This is a genomic window from Bradyrhizobium sp. cir1 (assembly GCF_014198245.1).
In the GTDB taxonomy this organism is placed as follows: domain Bacteria; phylum Pseudomonadota; class Alphaproteobacteria; order Rhizobiales; family Xanthobacteraceae; genus Bradyrhizobium.
On record NZ_JACIHE010000046.1, the window covers coordinates 1 to 16,234 of the forward strand.

The 16,234-nt window shown below is 65.1% G+C and carries 16 protein-coding genes and 1 riboswitch; of the genes, 9 read left to right on the plus strand and 7 right to left on the minus strand.

Annotated features, from left to right (window positions below):
- Positions 1 to 258 precede the first annotated feature (258 nt).
- On the minus strand, positions 259 to 771 hold the full coding sequence (locus tag GGD63_RS38885; protein WP_018644522.1) for a GcrA family cell cycle regulator: 513 nt from the start codon (positions 769 to 771) through the stop codon (positions 259 to 261).
- Positions 772 to 1,225: 454 nt separating this feature from the next.
- Between GGD63_RS38885 and GGD63_RS38890 the strand changes: the two genes are divergently transcribed.
- From GGD63_RS38890 to GGD63_RS38900, 3 genes are all read left to right on the plus strand, one after another.
- The gene (locus GGD63_RS38890) at positions 1,226 to 2,434 is read left to right on the plus strand and encodes an aspartate aminotransferase family protein (RefSeq protein WP_183250482.1); all 1,209 of its coding nucleotides are present in this window, start codon (positions 1,226 to 1,228) and stop codon (positions 2,432 to 2,434) included.
- Positions 2,434 to 3,357 (plus strand): ornithine carbamoyltransferase, encoded by a 924-nt coding sequence (argF, locus tag GGD63_RS38895; RefSeq protein WP_183250483.1) that lies wholly within the window; start codon positions 2,434 to 2,436, stop codon positions 3,355 to 3,357. Before GGD63_RS38890 ends, argF begins: the two co-directional genes overlap by 1 nt.
- Positions 3,358 to 3,611: 254 nt before the next feature.
- Entirely contained in the window at positions 3,612 to 4,619 is a 1,008-nt protein-coding gene (locus GGD63_RS38900; RefSeq protein ID WP_183250484.1) for an Hsp33 family molecular chaperone, read from the plus strand.
- Between the two features lie 224 nt (positions 4,620 to 4,843).
- Here GGD63_RS38900 and apaG read toward each other — a convergent pair whose 3' ends face one another.
- Positions 4,844 to 5,236, minus strand: a complete 393-nt coding sequence (gene apaG / locus GGD63_RS38905; RefSeq protein WP_183250507.1) for a Co2+/Mg2+ efflux protein ApaG — start codon at positions 5,234 to 5,236, stop codon at positions 4,844 to 4,846.
- A gap of 209 nt (positions 5,237 to 5,445) precedes the next feature.
- On the opposite strand from apaG, the gene GGD63_RS38910 reads away from it, so the two are divergent.
- The 3 genes from GGD63_RS38910 to GGD63_RS38920 are packed head-to-tail and all read left to right on the plus strand — an operon-like array spanning position 5,446 to position 8,498.
- On the plus strand, positions 5,446 to 6,696 hold the full coding sequence (locus GGD63_RS38910) for an OpgC domain-containing protein (RefSeq protein ID WP_183250485.1): 1,251 nt from the start codon (positions 5,446 to 5,448) through the stop codon (positions 6,694 to 6,696).
- Entirely contained in the window at positions 6,696 to 7,493 is a 798-nt protein-coding gene (locus GGD63_RS38915; protein WP_183250486.1) for an SGNH/GDSL hydrolase family protein, read from the plus strand. The genes GGD63_RS38910 and GGD63_RS38915 overlap by 1 nt, the downstream gene beginning before the upstream one ends.
- Before the next feature lie 12 nt (positions 7,494 to 7,505).
- Positions 7,506 to 8,498 (plus strand): SGNH/GDSL hydrolase family protein, encoded by a 993-nt coding sequence (locus GGD63_RS38920; protein WP_183250487.1) that lies wholly within the window; start codon positions 7,506 to 7,508, stop codon positions 8,496 to 8,498.
- A 106-nt stretch (positions 8,499 to 8,604) separates the two neighbouring features.
- On the opposite strand, the gene GGD63_RS38925 is transcribed toward GGD63_RS38920, so the two are convergent.
- A complete protein-coding gene (locus tag GGD63_RS38925) occupies positions 8,605 to 9,792 on the minus strand; it encodes an O-succinylhomoserine sulfhydrylase (RefSeq protein ID WP_183250508.1) in 1,188 nt (395 codons plus the stop codon).
- Between the two features lie 74 nt (positions 9,793 to 9,866).
- Positions 9,867 to 9,946: riboswitch (SAM riboswitch) on the minus strand.
- Between the two features lie 80 nt (positions 9,947 to 10,026).
- Between GGD63_RS38925 and GGD63_RS38930 the strand changes: the two genes are divergently transcribed.
- From GGD63_RS38930 to GGD63_RS38940, 3 genes are all read left to right on the plus strand, one after another.
- Positions 10,027 to 11,163 carry a 2'-deoxycytidine 5'-triphosphate deaminase gene (locus GGD63_RS38930; protein WP_409334119.1) on the plus strand — a complete coding sequence of 379 codons (1,137 nt, stop codon included), beginning with the start codon at positions 10,027 to 10,029 and terminating at the stop codon, positions 11,161 to 11,163.
- Between the two features lie 196 nt (positions 11,164 to 11,359).
- Complete coding sequence (locus GGD63_RS38935) at positions 11,360 to 12,412, plus strand: hypothetical protein (protein ID WP_183250489.1); 1,053 nt, start codon at positions 11,360 to 11,362, stop codon at positions 12,410 to 12,412.
- 367 nt (positions 12,413 to 12,779) lie between these two features.
- Positions 12,780 to 14,225, plus strand: a complete 1,446-nt coding sequence (locus tag GGD63_RS38940; protein ID WP_183250490.1) for an MATE family efflux transporter — start codon at positions 12,780 to 12,782, stop codon at positions 14,223 to 14,225.
- On the opposite strand, the gene GGD63_RS38945 is transcribed toward GGD63_RS38940, so the two are convergent.
- The 4 genes from GGD63_RS38945 to GGD63_RS38960 all read right to left on the minus strand — a co-directional run bounded on the left by GGD63_RS38945 (position 14,222) and on the right by GGD63_RS38960 (position 16,149).
- Positions 14,222 to 14,698 carry a hypothetical protein gene (locus GGD63_RS38945; RefSeq protein ID WP_183250491.1) on the minus strand — a complete coding sequence of 159 codons (477 nt, stop codon included), beginning with the start codon at positions 14,696 to 14,698 and terminating at the stop codon, positions 14,222 to 14,224. The two genes, GGD63_RS38940 and GGD63_RS38945, sit on opposite strands and share 4 nt — an antisense overlap.
- 169 nt (positions 14,699 to 14,867) lie before the next feature.
- Positions 14,868 to 15,263: an SRPBCC family protein gene (locus GGD63_RS38950; RefSeq protein WP_183250492.1), complete on the minus strand. Its 396-nt coding sequence runs from the start codon at positions 15,261 to 15,263 to the stop codon at positions 14,868 to 14,870.
- A 145-nt stretch (positions 15,264 to 15,408) separates the two neighbouring features.
- Positions 15,409 to 15,768 (minus strand): VOC family protein, encoded by a 360-nt coding sequence (locus GGD63_RS38955; RefSeq protein WP_183250493.1) that lies wholly within the window; start codon positions 15,766 to 15,768, stop codon positions 15,409 to 15,411.
- A gap of 102 nt (positions 15,769 to 15,870) precedes the next feature.
- Positions 15,871 to 16,149, minus strand: a complete 279-nt coding sequence (locus tag GGD63_RS38960) for a hypothetical protein (protein ID WP_183250494.1) — start codon at positions 16,147 to 16,149, stop codon at positions 15,871 to 15,873.
- Positions 16,150 to 16,234 lie beyond the last annotated feature (85 nt).

Sequence of the window (16,234 nt, forward strand, 5' to 3'; positions counted from 1 at the left end):
CTGGCTCACGGACGGCTCCTGTGAATGGGTGTGTGACAACCTCATTCTGGCACACCTGATGCCGTAGGGGGCCGTCCACACCATCAACCACAGGGCGTGATTGTTTTGCGAAAAGGTAACTCCGAGTCCCCGTAACCACATCTTGCGGTGGCTATGGGTCCCGGATCTGCGCGCGCTTTTGGCGCGCTTGTCCGGGACGACATCGGATGTGTTGAGCCGTCATCGTGTGACGGCTAGCAATCAGCTAGATCGACGAACTCACCGCGTGCCCGGCTTCGCCGGCGCGCGACGGCGGTCCGCCGCGGGCTGATACGCCACGCGCGAGTGCTGGGCACAGTAGGGCAGGCCGGAAAGCGCCTTGCCGCCGCAGAAGAAGAAATCCGGGCTCGAGGGATCGCCGACCGGCCAGTGGCAGGTTGCCTCGTTGAGCTCGAGCAGCGATAGCCGCTGGCTCATCGGCACCACGTTGTCGTAGGTCACAGGCTCCGCCTCGACCTCGACCTCGAAGGCCTGCGCCAGCGCGGTATTGCCGCGCGCGATCGGGCGGCTGACCCGCATCATGTGCTGAGCGGGACGCGCCTTGCGCGGCCGCGGAGCTGCCGATGAGGGGCTCTTGGCGCGGCCGGACAGGCCGAGCCTGTGCACTTTGCCGATCACGGCATTACGGGTCACGTTGCCGAGCTCGGCTGCGATCTGGCTGGCCGACAATCCGGCCTCCCAGAGCTTTTTCAGCTGCTCGACGCGATCGTCGGACCAGGTCAAAACCGTCATTGCACCCTTTCCCTCGCCGTGCGGCTGCCGTCCTGGCGCCTTGCGGCGATTGCCTAAGCCTCGAAAAACCCGTGCCGCCAGAATCCCTTAAGGCTCGCCGGGCGTAACCAGAACGCCCGAACGTATACGCCGGTACATGAGGACTTAGAGGATCAGAACTGCTGCACGAGATGTCGTATCTGACAAGCCAAACGCTACAATATGGCGTGACTCACGCGCAAGAGTCAGCCGACTCGCTTCCACATGTTCCGTGGCAAAAACCCCGCAAATCCGGCACCGCAAGACTACGGATTCTGCGTTTCGCGGGGCTTTCGGGCGGCATTGACACCCGTTCTACCCGGCATAAGATAGTGTCACGTGCCGCCCTTAAAAGGCGGCACGTTTCGTTTTCCGGGCCGGTTGATGGTGCGCTGCGTGAGCGCGTTCAGGCCGTCCGCAACATCAAGTGATCGTCATGACTAACAGCGCCGCGCCGCATTTGCTCCCCGTTTTCGCCAGGGCCGACCTCGGTTTCGAGCGCGGCGAAGGCTGCTGGCTGATCGCGACCAATGGCGAGCGCTATCTCGATTTCACCTCTGGCGTTGCGGTGAACGCGCTCGGCCACGCCCATCCCGCGCTGGTCAAGGCGCTGCAGGAGCAGGCGACAAAACTCTGGCACATGTCGAACCTGTTCCAGAGCCCGGACGGCGAGAAACTCGCCGCGCGTCTGTGCAGGGAAAGCTTTGCGGACTTCGTGTTCTTCTGCAATTCCGGCGCCGAAGCGCTGGAAGGTGTGATCAAGCTGGTCCGCCATCATCATTTCTCCAAGGGCCATCCGGAGCGCTACCGCATCATCACCTTCGAGGGCGCCTTCCATGGCCGCACCCTGGCGACGCTGGCTGCGACGGGATCTGCAAAATATCTCGAAGGCTTCGGCCCGCCGATGGACGGTTTCGACCAGGTGCCCCATGGCGACCTCGAGGCCGTCAAGAAAGCGATCGGTCCGCAGACCGCCGGCATCCTGATCGAGCCGATCCAGGGCGAGGGCGGTGTGCGCTCGTCGACGCCGGCGTTCCTCAAGGCACTGCGTCAGCTCTGCGATGAGAAGGGCCTGCTGCTCGCATTCGACGAGGTGCAGACCGGCATGGGCCGCACCGGCGATCTGTTCGCGCATCGCCGCACCGGCGTCACGCCTGACGTGATGTCGCTCGCCAAGGCGCTCGGGGGCGGCTTCCCGATCGGAGCGGTGCTGGCCACCGCCGATGCGGCTTCCGGCATGGGCCCTGGCTCGCACGGCTCGACCTTCGGCGGCAATCCGCTCGCGATCTCGGCGGCGAATGCCGTGCTCGACGTCATGCTCAAGCCCGGCTTCTTCGATCACGTGCAGAAGATGTCGCTGCTGCTCAAGCAGAAGCTCGCCTCCGTGATCGACCGTCATCCTGATGTCGTCAGCGAGGTGCGTGGCGAGGGCCTCTTGATCGGCATCAAGGCCGTCGTGCCCTCGGGCGATCTCGTTGCGGCCTTGCGCAATGAAAAACTGCTCACGGTCGGCGCCGGCGACAATGTCGTGCGCTTCCTGCCGCCCCTGATCGTCACCGAAGCGGAGATCCAGGACAGCGTCGCACGGCTGGAGCGCGCCTGCGCTGCGATCTCGTCCAGTCAGACCAAGCGGGCGGCAAGCTGATGAGCAAGTCGCCGAAGCACTTTCTGGATATCAACGAGCTGCCGTTGTCGGAGCTCAAGAGCATGCTCGACGCCTCCTCCGCCATGAAGGCGAAGCAGAAGGCGCATCAGCCGGTGAAGCCGCTCGAAGGCAAGACACTGGCGATGATCTTCGAGCGTCCCTCGACGCGCACCCGCGTCTCGTTCGACGTCGCCATGCGCCAGCTCGGCGGCGAGCCCATCATGCTCACCGGCGCCGAGATGCAGCTCGGCCGTGGCGAGACCATCGCCGACACCGCGCGCGTGCTGTCGCGCTATGTCGACGCCATCATGATCCGCATTCTCAACCATGATGCGCTGCTCGAGCTTGCGGCCAATGCCACCGTGCCCGTCATCAACGGCCTGACGCGGCGCTCGCATCCCTGCCAGGTGATGGCGGACCTCCTGACCTATCAGGAGCATCGCGGCCCGATCGAGGGCCGGACGGTGGCCTGGACCGGCGACGACAACAACGTGCTGGCGTCCTGGGCGCATGCCGCCGAGCGCTTCAAATTCCAGCTCAATGTCGCAACGCCCCCGGAGCTCGCGCCGAAGAAGGCGATGCGCGACTGGATCAAGGCAACAGGCGCACCGATCGTGCTCGGCACCGATCCCGAGGCCGCCGTGAAGGGCGCCGATTGCGTCGTCACCGACACCTGGGTGTCGATGGGCGACAAGGAAGGCGAGCACCGTCACAACGTGCTCAAGCCCTACCAGGTCAATTCGAAGCTGATGTCGCTGGCCAAGCCCGACGCGCTGTTCATGCACTGCCTGCCGGCCCATCGCGGCGAGGAGGTCACCGACGAGGTGATCGACGGTCCGCAATCGGTCGTGTTCGACGAGGCCGAAAACCGCCTGCACGCGCAGAAGGGCATTCTGGCCTGGTGCTTTGACGCGGTGAAGTAGGTGTTGGCTGGCATCACGCCGGCCATACACACCGCTCGTCGTCCCGGACAAGCGCGCGAAAAGCGCGCGTAGATTCGGGACCCATAACCACAGGACGTCGTGTGACGATGACTCGGAGTTGCCATCTCGCGTTGTGACTTCGTTCTGTGGTTATGGGTCCCGGATCTGCGCTTGCGCTTGTCCGGGACGACACTGAGTTCGAGGCCCCTCAGACCCCCTTCCAATTCCCGCTCTCCGACCCCAGATAAAGCGCCATGGTTTTCCAATCCCCTGACATGAAAACCGGGCCTGAAGGCCCGGTTCGCGCGCCATCAGCGGTTCCGGTCGATGACGCCGTGCTGCCCTACGAGGTCGACGCGCTCGACGTGCGCGGTCGCCTGGTGCGGCTTGGCCCTGCGCTCGACGACATCCTGACCAAGCACGATTATCCCGCGCCGGTCGGCAAGCTGCTCGGCGAGGCCATCGCGCTGGCGACGCTGCTCGGTTCGGCGCTGAAATTCGAGGGCCGCTTCATCCTCCAGGCCCAGACCGATGGCCCGGTGTCGTTCCTCGTCGTCGACTACAAGGCGCCCGACCATCTGCGCGCCTATGCCCGCTATGACGCCTCGCGTCTGGGCACGGCAAAGGATTCCGGCACGCTGCTCGGCCGCGGCCATCTCGCCATGACCATCGACCAGGGCCCCGACATGAGCCGCTACCAGGGCCTGGTCGCGCTCGACGGAGGCAGCCTGGAAGATGCTGCCCACGAATATTTCCTGCGCTCCGAGCAGATCCCGACCAAGGTGCGCCTTGCGGTCGGCGAGGAATGGCGCAGCAACGACGGCGGCAAGCATCGCTGGCGCGCCGGCGGCATGTTGATGCAGTTTTTGCCGAAGGCGCCCGAGCGCGCGCGGCAAGCCGATCTGCATCCGGGCGATGCGCCCGATGGCGTCAAGGCGCACAGCGTCGCTGAGGACGACGCCTGGGTCGAGGCGCGCTCGCTGATCGAGACGGTCGAGGATGTCGAGCTGATCGATCCCGAGCTCTCCGGCGAGCGGCTGCTCTACCGCCTGTTCCACGAGCGCGGCGTGCGCGTGTTCAAGCCGCTGTCCCTGAAGGCGCAATGCTCCTGCTCGCGCGACGCGGTCGCGTCCATGCTGAAGAGCTTCTCGCCCGACGACCGCGCTGCCATGGTCAAGGACGACAAGGTCGTCGTCACCTGCGAGTTCTGCTCGTCGATCTACCAGTTCACGCCGCACGAGGCGGGCGTCGAGGACGCGTAGGTCTATCCTCCGTCATTGCTCTATCACCGTCACCCTGAGGCGCTCGCCTTTTCGGCGAGCCTCGAAGGGCGACGGCCCGGCTGCATCGGGGCCGTTCATCCTTCGAGGCTCGCCCGCGGCGCGGTGCGCCGCATGCCTCGCACCTCAGGATGACGGGATTAGCGGGCGCATTGCACGCAATTGGGCAGGTCGAGCCGTGGAGTAACGGCACCGAAGTCCGCGCCCTAATTCAACACCCTCTTGTTATCCGGGCTGTCCAGCGAGAATGTCGGCACGTCGATCTCGAAGCGCTCGCCGGTTTCGCTGACCATCTGGTAGCGGCCGGTCATGAAGCCGGAGGCGGTCGTGAGCGGCACGCCGGAGGTATATTCGAAGCGCTCGCCGGGGGCGAGCGTCGGCTGCTCGCCGACCACGCCCTCGCCCCTGACCTCCTTCTGGCGGCCGGTGGCGTCGGTGATGATCCAGTGCCGCGTCTTGAGCTGCACGGTCTCCTCGCCGGAATTGGTGATGACGATGGTGTACGACCAGAAATAGCGGGAGCGGTCAGCCGACGACTGCTCCGGAACAAAGTTCGGCTCGACGGTCACTTCGATCTGGCGGGTCACGGCGCGGTACATGGCTGCCATCATACCGAAATCCGGCACCGGAACCAAACCCCGGAGGCGGTTTTGGCGACATCGTGCCGCCAGAATTGGCGAGGAAGTACACCCCCAGGGGGAGATACCCCGAAGACACCCCTATGTGATCCGGCCGCTTTGCGAGATGACGGCCGGACCGGTACACTCCATTTAACGTCGCGATTTGGGTGAGGGTTTTTAGGCCCCCGATGACCATTGCCGACCAAGTGACGGGATCGACCATCGCGGGAACCGCCAACCCCGCGGAGACCAAGCCGCGTGCGGCCGCGCCGGCCATCTCGCTGCCCGCCATCGGCGAGCGCGAGCTCCGGCTCGACCTGTTTCGCGGGCTGGCGTTGTGGCTGATCTTCATCGACCATCTGCCGACGAGCCTGCTCACCTGGTTCACGATCCGCAATTACGGCTTCAGCGACGCCACCGAAATCTTCATCTTCATCTCCGGCTACACCGCCGCCTTCGTCTACGGCCGCGCGATGCTGGAGAGCGGCGTCGTCATCGCCACCGCGCGCATCATGCGGCGGGTCTGGCAGATCTACGTCGCCCACGTCTTCCTGTTCACGATCTTCCTCGCCGAGATCTCCTATGTGGCGACCAGCTTCGAGAACCCGCTCTACACCGAAGAGATGGGGATCATGGACTTCCTCAAGCAGCCCGACGTCACCATCGTGCAGGCGCTGCTGCTGCGCTTCCGTCCCGTCAACATGGACGTGCTGCCGCTGTATATCGTGTTGATGCTGGCGTTGCCTGTGATCCTGTGGTCGATGAAATGGAAACCCGACGTCACGCTCGGCCTTTCCGTCGTGCTCTACGCGGTGACCTGGGAATACGATCTCTACTTCTCCGCCTATCCGAACGGCTTCTGGGCCTTCAATCCGCTGGCCTGGCAATTGCTTTTCGTCTTCGGTGCATGGTGTGCGCTCGGAGGTGCGCGGCGCATGTCGCGTATTTTAGCGTCGCCGGTAACGATGTGGATCGCGATCGCCTATATCATGGCAGCGTTCTATGTGACGCTGACCTGGTATCTGCCTCAGCTGTCCCATCTGATGCCGAAGCGGCTCGAGCAGTGGATGTATCCGATCGACAAGACCGATCTCGACGTTCTGCGTTTCACGCATTTCCTGGCGCTGGCCGCGCTCACCGTGCGCTTCCTGCCGCGGGACTGGCCGGGCCTGAAATCGCCGTGGCTGCGGCCGCTGATCCTGTGCGGCCAGCATTCGCTCGAGATCTTCTGCCTCGGCGTCTTCCTCGCCTTCGCCGGCCATTTCATCCTGGCCGAGATCTCCGGCGGCGCAGCCATGCATGCGCTGATTAGTCTCTCCGGAATCCTGGTCATGTGGGGCGTTGCATGGGTGATTTCGTGGTACAAGCGCGTGGCTGACAAGAGCGGTGCGAAAACCAAAAACGCCGTCGGCAACGCCGATCTGGCGGGAGGGGGCTGATGAAGGCGAAGGTTCTTCTGAGCCTGATCCTGCTATGCGGTAACCTCGCCGCGCCTTCGGCGCGTGCGGACGATGCTGCGCCTGCCGCTCCTGCCGCTCCTGCCGCTCCCGCCGTGCCTCCAGCCTGCGAATTGCCGTCCTATCTTCTCAGCAGCGAAAGCCAGCTTCCGAAGGTCGCCGATGCCGTCAAGGCGGGCAAACCGCTCGAAATTCTGGTCATCGGCAGCCGCTCGACCACGATTCCGGCCTCGGAGGATGCGTCCTATCCGGCGCGCATGCAGGCCATCCTGAAGGACAAGCTGCCGCCCTCGGAGGCCGTGCACGTCTCCGTAGAAATACAGAGCAAGAGAACGGCAGAGGAGGCGGCCACCACCTTCGTTAAGCTGATGGAAGCAAAAAAGCCTACTTTGGTCATCTGGCAGACCGGGACCGTGGATGCTATCCGAGCCATCGATCCCGGCGATTTTCGCGGTGCTGTGACCGAAGGGGTTGCCGCGCTGCAAAATGCAGGGGCTGACGTCGTGTTGATGAACTTGCAGTACAGCCCGCGTACAGAGACCATGATCTCGGTGCCGCCCTATCTCGACAATATGCGGGTGGTGGCGCAGGAGCACGACATCCCGCTGTTCGACCGTTTCGCGATCATGCGGCAGTGGAATGACCAGGGACAGTTCGACTTGTTCAGCCCGTCCCGTGGTCCCGAATTGGCGAAACAGGTCCATGATTGCCTTGGCCGGGCGTTGGCACAGTTCGTGTTTGACGCAGCCCATCTGGGGCCGGCCCAGCAGCAAAATTGAGGTCTAGCGTTAATGAGTTCTCTCCGCCCTTTTTACCCGACGGCATGGCTGGCTGTATCAGCAGCGGCAATGCTGCTGTTGGTGACGCCGATGTCGCAGTCGCGCGCGCAGGCACAGGCCGTGCAGGCGACGCAAGCGCCGGCGCAAACCGCTAATCCCGCTCCCGCATCGCCCTCCCAGACCACGGTCGCCGCGACGTCCCCCGAGCAGCGCGGCATCACCGCGCGCGCCATCGACAAGGTGAAGCAGGTCGCCAAGTCCGCCGGCGATATCTTTAGCCGCGTGCCTTGCCTGCCGCCGAAGGGCGGCTCGAAGGCCATGGGCTCGCTGCCGCATGTCGCGAACAAGCTCGTCGCCGGCCAGCCCGTCGTGATCGTCGCGTTCGGCTCGTCGTCGACCGCGGGCTATGGCGCGAGCTCGCCCGATTTCAACTATCCGAACCGTCTCGCCGCACAGCTGCGCCGGCACTATCCGACCGCCGACATCACCGTCGTCAATGCCGGCGTCGGCGGCGAGGACGCGCCCGAGATGATGAAGCGCCTGCAGACGCAGGTGATCGACGTGCATCCGGACATGGTGATCTGGCAGGTCGGCACCAACGCCGTGCTGCGCAATCTCGATCCCGCCGACACCGCCAAGCTGGTCGAGGACGGCATCTCCCGCATCCAGTCAGCCGGCGGTGCCGACATCGTGCTGGTCGATCCGCAATATTCGCCGGCCGTCAATCAGCGCGCCGAGAGCGCCGGCAAGATGATCAAGCTGCTCGGCAAGGTCGCCGAGCTCCGCAAGGTCGGCATCTTCCCGCGCTTCGAGGTGATGCGCGACTGGCACGAGAACCAATCGATCCCGGTCGAGAGCTTCGTGATCGCCGACGGCCTGCACATGAACGATTGGGGCTATGCCTGCTTCGCCCAGCTCCTCGGCGACGACATCATCCGCTCCGTCGGCCAGATCAAGCTCGGTGTGAACGTGCCCGCCGATGTGCGGACGTATCGGCCGATGTAGCATCGGTGCCGTAGGGGTTAGGCGAAGCCGTAACCCACCACGTTTCGACGTGCGGAGAGCAAAGAGGTGGGTTACGCCTTCGGCTAACCCACCCTACGATTCAACCTCACGCCTTCTCCAGCGCCGCGGTCAGATCCTCGATCAGATCATCCGCATGCTCCAGCCCCGCGGAGAAGCGGATGAAACCCTCGCTGATGCCGAGCGCGGCGCGGTCTTCCGGCTTGAGGCGCTGATGCGTCGTGGTCGCCGGATGCGTGACGAGGCTCTTGGCGTCGCCGAGATTGTTCGAGATCTTCGCGAGCTTCAGCTCGTTGAGCACGCGGAACGCCGCCGCCTTGCCGCCCTTGACCTCGAAGCCGACCAGCGTCGAGCCGCCGCGCATCTGCTTCTTCACCAGCGCTGCCTGCGGATGATCGGTGCGGCCGGGATAGACCAGGCGCGAGATCTTGGGATGGCTCGCCAGCACCTCGGCGACGCGCGCTGCGGTGTCGGTCTGCGCGCGCACGCGCACGCCCAGCGTCTCCAGCCCCTTGAGCAGGACCCAGGCGTTGAACGGCGAGATCGACGGGCCGGTCTGGCGCATGAAGTTGTGCAGGTGCTCGGCGACAAAAGCTTCGGACGACAGGATGATGCCGCCGAGGCACCGGCCCTGGCCGTCGATGTGCTTGGTCGCGGAGTAGACGACGACGTCGGCCCCGAGCGCCAGCGGGCTCTGCCAGATCGGCGTCGCGAACACGTTGTCGACGACGAGCCGGGCGCCGCCCTTGTGCGCGATCTCGGCGATGCCGGGAATGTCGAGCACGTCCAGCGTCGGGTTGGTCGGGCTCTCCAGGAAGAACGTCTTGGTGTTGGGCCGAAGTGCCCGCTGCCACTGGTCGAGATCAAGACCGTCGACCAGCGTGGTCTCGATGCCGTACCGCGGCAGGAGGTCCTGGATGACGTAGAGGCACGAGCCGAACAGGGCGCGCGAGGCGACGACGTGATCGCCGGCCTTGAGCGGCGCCAGAATCGCGGTCGTCACCGCGGCCATGCCGGTTGCCGCCGAGCGGGCGGCTTCGGCGCCCTCGAGCTCGATCATGCGGCGCTCGAACATCGCAATGGTCGGGTTGGAATAGCGCGAATAGATGAAGCCGGGGTCCTCGCCCTTGAACCGCGCCTCGCACTCCTCGGCGCTGTTGTAGACGTAGCCCTGCGTCAGGAACAGCGCCTCCGACGTCTCGCCATATTGCGAGCGCAGGGTGCCGGAATGGACCAGGCGGGTTTCGGGGCGGTAGTTGGCGGTCGACTTCGACATAGGTACCTCCGACATGACCATCTCGTCGAAAATGGTCACAAAAAAACCGGCCTGGATATCTCCACTGGCCGGGATCACAGAGGTCCCCGGCCTGTTTAGCGATTTATTTAACGTGGCTGCAAGCCGGCCGGCTCAAATCACCACGGGATAAGTGATGCTCATATTCCGCAATGCCCTTTCCGTCAAGGCGTCCATCGGCTAGCCCTGAAAGACTCGTATTTTCCGCATGTCCGGATGCGTTTGACCCCAGATGAGGACCCCCGGTTGAGTTTCACGGTCGCCGCCGACGCCAATGGAATCCTGCCCGACCGCATGATCGCGGCGATGGCGGAGGCGGGGCTCATCCTGCCCGCCTACGACTTCGTCGAAAGCCAGATCCAGCCGGCGAGCCTCGATCTGCGCCTCGGCGACATCGCCTACCGCGTCCGCGCCAGCTTCCTGCCCGGCCCCGGCGCCACCGTCGCCGAGCGCATCGACGAATTGAAGCTGCACGAGTTCAGCCTCGCCGACGGCGCGGTGCTGGAGACCAACTGCGTCTACATCGTGCCGCTGCTGGAAAGCCTGGCGCTGCCGCCGGAGATCGTCGCAGCCGCAAATCCGAAAAGCTCGACCGGCCGGCTCGACGTCTTCACGCGAGTCATCGCCGACGGCACCCGCCGCTTCGACATGATCGGCGCCGGCTATCACGGCCCGCTCTATGCCGAGATCAGCCCGAAGACGTTTCCGGTGCTGGTGCGCGAGGGCTCGCGCCTGTCGCAGGTGCGCTTCCGCACCGGCGATGCCATCCTCAATGCCGACGAGCTCGACGCGCTGCACGCTACCGAGCGCCTCGTCGACGTCGACGACGCCGATCTCTCGGGCGGCGTCGCCGTCTCGGTCGATCTCTCGGGTGAGAAGGCCAACGGCTTCGTCGGCTACCGCGCCAAGCGCCACACCGGCGTCGTCGACGTCGACCGCCGCGCCGGCTATGCGGTGGAAGATTTCTGGGAGCCGATCCCGGCGCGCCCCGACGGCAGCCTGATCCTCGATCCCGGCGAGTTCTACATCCTCGCCTCCAAGGAAGCCGTGCAGGTGCCGCCCGATTACGCCGCGGAGATGGTACCGTTCGATCCTTTGGTCGGCGAATTCCGCGTGCACTATGCCGGCTTCTTCGATCCCGGCTTCGGCTATGCCGGTGCGGGCGGGCTAGGATCGCGCGCCGTGCTCGAAGTGCGCTCGCGCGAGGTGCCGTTCATCCTCGAGCACGGCCAGATCGTCGGCCGTCTCGTCTACGAGAAGATGCTGGCGCGCCCCGACGCCATGTACGGCCAGCGCATCGGGTCGAATTACCAGGCGCAGGGCCTGAAGCTCAGCAAGCATTTTAGGGTGTAGTGCTAGCCCCATCCTCCGCCGTCATTCCCCGCGAAAGCGGGGAATCCAGTACGCCGCGGCCTCTCGATTCACCACGATCGTCTCTGGAATACTGGATCGCCCGGTCTTCGCCGGGCGATGACACCGAGCTTGTGGTGTGTTGCGCCACCCCATCCGCGATGACACACTCCCGCAAAACAACAAGCCGGGAGTGAACATGACCGCCGCATCAGACGCCGCGCAGGAAGCCCAATGGAAGCGCTGGCGCGCGGTTGCCGATCTCTATCACGCCTATTTCACCGGGCTCATTCTCACCGTCGTCACGCGCCGCGGCACGGCGGATGCGGCCGAATTCGTCTTCCGCGTGTTTCGCCGCCAGCAGCAGGAGCGCTTCCTGCCGGGCTTGCAAAAGCTCGGGCTCAGCCATTTGCCGCCGGCGGTGGCTGCCGCGCAATATCACTATCTCTCCAACTGGATCGGCGGCGTGCATGTCGAATACATGTATGAGAGCGACACCAAGGCCTGGATCCGCTATCCGCCGCCGCGCTGGATCTGGAAGGGCACCGCGATCTGCGGCGTGCCGGGCGAGGTCTCACGCGCGATGCTGCGCGGCTGGCACGCCAACAACGGCGTCGCGCTGGGCGATCTCCGCCTCGGCTTCGTTTGCACCAAGCAGAGCGTCGACGGCCAGGACGGGCTCGAAGGCTACTATCACCAGTACGACCATCCGCTCGAGCTGGATCAGCGTCTGGTGTTCGCGCGCCATCTGGAGGCGCCGTTGTTCGACGCCAAGACCGCGCCCGCTCTGCCGGTCGCGAGCTGGCCGAAGCCACGGCTGGAAAAGGCCTATCGCAACTACGCGATGGAATATGTCCGCACCGCCGCGCCCGTGATGGTGCAGCTGTTCGGCCCCGAGGATGCCGGCTATCTGCTGCACCTCACCGGCAAGCTGATCGGGATGCAATATTTCGATGAGGTCGCGGCAGCGCTTGCGATGACCAGCGGCGGCGCCAGCGAGTTCGCATCGTTCCTGAACGCGCTGTTCGCCGCGCAGGAAGACGCCGCCGACCTGGCGCAGTCCGAAGGCGCATTCGAACTCCGCCAGCGGAGCTGGAAGCTGATGGACGACGTCGCCGACTATCACCGCGCCTGCGCCAAAGTGCTGGAGGGGTTGTTCGAAGGGCTTGCCGCAGGTTGCGGCCGGCACATCGGCGTGCAGATGCGCACCGCCGCAGGCGGCCGGCTGCCGCTGGTCTGGACGATTGGATAAGCGATGGTGTCTCGGCGCACTTCGCCTCTCCCCGCGTGCGGGGAGAGGCCGGAATTTGCGACAGCAAATTCCGGGTGAGGGGGAGTCTCCGCGAGTCCAACTGTCACCGAACGTGAGGAAACAGCCCCTCACCCCAGCCCTCTCAGCGCGAGCGAAGCTCGTCGTGGCCCCGTAAGAACGGGGAGAGGGAGAAAAAACGAATTCCACCCATTGAAATGCGCTGCCGCAGGGCACGCCTGCACCTAGCGCAGGAGGAATCGGCAATCGCCGTGCTAACAAGTCCCTGCCGCGCCCTGCGCGCGAACAAAGTCATTGGCACACCAAGTGATTGCCGCGCCGCAAATGGCGCCTGCGTCCGGGAGAGGACATGTCCGACATCGCCGAGATCCCGGTCGATGAGCAAGAGCGCCCGCTGCCGCCGCCCCCGCGTCCCGTCAGGAGCGCGCTGACCGACGGGCCGATCCTGCGCACGCTGCTCTCGCTCGCCTGGCCGAACGTGATCGGGCTCTCGGCCGGCATGTGCGTCGTCATCGCGGAGACCTCCTATATCGGCCGTCTCGGCGTCGAGGCGCTGGCCGCGATGGCGCTGGTGTTTCCGACAGTGATCCTGACCATGACGATGTCCGGCGGCGCCATGGGCGGCGCGGTGGCCTCCGCCATCGCACGCGCGCTCGGTGCCGGCGACCGCGAGCGGGCCGGCACACTCGCCGTGCATGCGATGCTGATCGGCATCAGCTTCGGCCTCGTCTTCATGCTGGGCATGCTGATCTTCGGGCCGAGGGTGCTCGAAATGCTCGGCGGCCGCGGTGATGTGCTGACGCATGCGATCGCCTACACGCAGGTGTTTTTCGGCGGCGCCGTGCTGCCCTGGCTGCTCAACACCATGGCCGGCGTGTTGCGCGGCACCGGCAACATGAAGCTGCCGTCGTTCCTCATCCTCAACTCCGCGGCCTGGCAGATCGTGCTCGGCGGCACGCTCGGCCTCGGGCTCGGCCCGGTGCCGCAGCTCGGCATGCGCGGCGTCGCGGCCGGCGCGCTGATCGCCTACACGATGAACATCTGCATCATGGGCTGGTACCTGTTCTCCGGCCGCGCGCGGATCGCACTGAGGCTGCGCGGCCTGCGCATCCAATGGGCGATGTTCTTCGACATCCTGAAGGTCGGCGCCGTCGCCTGCTTCTCGCCGCTGCAATCGGTGCTGACGATCTCGATCTTCACCCACATGCTGGCGAAGTTCGGCACCGCGATCCTCGCCGGCTACGGCATCGGCGCGCGGCTGGAATTCCTGCTGACCTCGATCGCGTTCTCGTTCGGCATTGCCTGCGTGCCGATGGTCGGGATGGCGATCGGCGCGGGCCGCATCGCGCGGGCCAGGCACATTGCCTGGATCGCCAGTGTGGCTGCCTTCGTGGCCGTCGGTGCGCCGGCATGCCTCGTTGCGATCTTCCCCGATCTCTGGGTCAACATCTTCACCGACAGCGCGGCCGTGCGTGCGGCGAGCCGTCAATATCTCTCGACGGTCGGGCCGTTCTACGCATTCTTCGGCCTTGCAACGACGATGTATTTCTCCTCGCAAGGTGCGGCGAAGGTGATCGGCCCGGTGCTGGCGCAGACCGCGCGGCTGATCTACATCTCGGCCACCGGCTGGTGGCTGCTGACGCACGAGGCCACCGCGCAGAGCTTCTTCTGGCTGGCCGCGAGCTCGATGGTCGTGCTCGGCCTGCTGTCATGCTCCAGCGTCGTGCTGACGCGCTGGGGTTCGGGCGAGAGCAAGTCCGCGATCAGGCCGGCGCTATCAGGCGCGGCGGATTAGCGATGCTTGTGACGGCGATGGCCACCGCCGCCGACATTGGCGAGCCGCATCAATTGCGGAATCATCGCCATCATGTCGCCGCCACCTGAGCCGCCGAGCATGCCCATGATGTCGCCGCCGCCCATGCCGCCGAGGCCAGTCGGCACGCCGCCGCCCATCGGCATGTAACCGCCGTAATTCGGAGCGCCGAAGCCGCCGCCGAGATTGCCGCCGCCCATCATGCCGCCGAGCCCGCCGCCGCCGTTCTCCATCATGCGGCTCATCATCGGGCCCATGGTCTGCATCAGCATGGCGAAGCGGCGCTTGCCCATCTTCGCCTTCATCATCTCCAGCATCGGGGCCATCTGGGTCATCATGTCCTCGCCGCCGGCACCTCCGCCGCCGAGGAACTGCGCTTTTGCCGGCAAGCTCGACATCGAAAACAGCAGCAGCACGGCGGCCGCCTGACAGATCACCTTGTCCGCACCTCTCATGGCATGCTCCTCGCGTGCGCGGCGCCGCCGGAAGAGCGGAGCCAATTGGGCGCACACGGGCATGGTTACGGCCGGCGAGGACGCGGCTCTGTGAAAAACATCACGCAGGCGAGCATGATCCGGAAAAGTGTGCAGCGGTTTTCCGAAAAGATCATGCTCAAACAAAGAGCTACGCGGGCGGGAATGCCCTGTGGATGGCGGCGACGGCCTCCTTCGTCTGCCCCTGAACATAGGCCGCGAGCTCGTTCGGCAGCATGTCGATGATCCAGACCAGCCGGCACCGCGTCTCGCCCTCGGCGATCACCTGCACCGAGGCGCTGTAATGCTTCAGCCGCTCGTTGTTGATCGCATAGACGAGACGCTGCCGCGCATCGTCGCAATCGACCAGCACCTCGCGCGCGACGGAGCCGTTGGCGAAGGTGACGATGCGCGCATCGCCGTCGAGCGTGCAGGCCGTGACGAAGCCCGGCGCCAGCCGCTGTGGCAGTGCGCCGAAATCACGCACGGCGTCCCAGACGTCGCGGGCGGGGACGGGGAGGGGGATGTCGTTGTGGATGGAGGCCATGGGGGTGTCCTTGATTTCGATAGGTCGTTGCCACAAACCCCGTCATTGCGAGCGCAGCGAAGCAATCCAGGAATCTCTCCGCGGAAGCAGTCCGGATTGCTTCGTCGCAAGAGCTCCTCGCAATGACGGAGCGAGTGGCTAGCCCTCACACACAAACCGCCTCGACATTGTTGCCGTCGGGATCAATCAAAAACGCCGCGTAATAGGTCGGGCTGTAATCCCTGCGCGGCCCGGCGCCGCCATTGTCGCGGCCGCCGCTCTTCAGCCCTTCGCTGTGAAACGCCTTGACCGCGTCATGATCCTTGGCGCGAAACGCGATATGCGCGCCGTCGGCTTTCCGGCCCTTGTTCAGGTGCAGCCACAGCCCTGGCTCGCCCTTCGGCCCGAAGCCGGCATAGCCGTCTCCGCTGGAGCACAGGACATAGCCGAGCGGCGCCAGCACTGCGGTGTAGAACCGCGTGGCGGCGTCGAGGTCGGCAACGCGCAATCCGATGTGGTCGTACATATTCATCTCCATTGCAAAGCGCGCCGCAGCTGGCGCCCGCCGGAGACGACCCTAGTCAGTTGAGGGCAACCCGCTCTTGGAGAATCTTGCGCTCCGCCTCCGCTAGATCGGGTAGCGCCATTTCAAGGCGCGGCGCAGCAGCAGGATGACGATGACCAGGACGACCGCGATCGGCCAATAGGGCCATGGGATCGGCCCCTCGTGTCCAAGATGAGCCATGTACAGGGAGAGGCCGAGCAGCGTCGCGGTGAGCGCTGCCGTCGACCAGTACAGCGGCGATCGCGCCATACCGGTTGCGGCGTATTCGGCGGCCTTCTCGTTCGCACGCCTCATGCGGTAGTAGACGAAGGCACCGAAGCCGATGATGAGAATCCATTGCACCTTGCGTCTCGCGGCACGTTTCGGCTGAACGCTAGTGCAGTGCGCGGGAAACGGCGATCCATTCCGCCGCGTCTGGTCAACGAAG

Coding starts and splice junctions, on each gene's coding strand:
- GGD63_RS38945 (WP_183250491.1), bottom strand. CDS start 14,698: ATGAGAGGTGCGGACAAGGTGATCTGTCAGGCGGCCGCCGTGCTGCTG.
- GGD63_RS38950 (WP_183250492.1), bottom strand. CDS start 15,263: ATGGCCTCCATCCACAACGACATCCCCCTCCCCGTCCCCGCCCGCGAC.
- GGD63_RS38955 (WP_183250493.1), bottom strand. CDS start 15,768: ATGTACGACCACATCGGATTGCGCGTTGCCGACCTCGACGCCGCCACG.
- GGD63_RS38890 (WP_183250482.1), top strand. CDS start 1,226: ATGACTAACAGCGCCGCGCCGCATTTGCTCCCCGTTTTCGCCAGGGCC.
- apaG (WP_183250507.1), bottom strand. CDS start 5,236: ATGTACCGCGCCGTGACCCGCCAGATCGAAGTGACCGTCGAGCCGAAC.
- GGD63_RS38915 (WP_183250486.1), top strand. CDS start 6,696: ATGAAGGCGAAGGTTCTTCTGAGCCTGATCCTGCTATGCGGTAACCTC.
- GGD63_RS38925 (WP_183250508.1), bottom strand. CDS start 9,792: ATGTCGAAGTCGACCGCCAACTACCGCCCCGAAACCCGCCTGGTCCAT.
- GGD63_RS38920 (WP_183250487.1), top strand. CDS start 7,506: ATGAGTTCTCTCCGCCCTTTTTACCCGACGGCATGGCTGGCTGTATCA.
- GGD63_RS38910 (WP_183250485.1), top strand. CDS start 5,446: ATGACCATTGCCGACCAAGTGACGGGATCGACCATCGCGGGAACCGCC.
- GGD63_RS38940 (WP_183250490.1), top strand. CDS start 12,780: ATGTCCGACATCGCCGAGATCCCGGTCGATGAGCAAGAGCGCCCGCTG.
- GGD63_RS38930 (WP_409334119.1), top strand. CDS start 10,027: ATGCGTTTGACCCCAGATGAGGACCCCCGGTTGAGTTTCACGGTCGCC.
- GGD63_RS38935 (WP_183250489.1), top strand. CDS start 11,360: ATGACCGCCGCATCAGACGCCGCGCAGGAAGCCCAATGGAAGCGCTGG.
- GGD63_RS38885 (WP_018644522.1), bottom strand. CDS start 771: ATGACGGTTTTGACCTGGTCCGACGATCGCGTCGAGCAGCTGAAAAAG.
- GGD63_RS38900 (WP_183250484.1), top strand. CDS start 3,612: ATGGTTTTCCAATCCCCTGACATGAAAACCGGGCCTGAAGGCCCGGTT.
- argF (WP_183250483.1), top strand. CDS start 2,434: ATGAGCAAGTCGCCGAAGCACTTTCTGGATATCAACGAGCTGCCGTTG.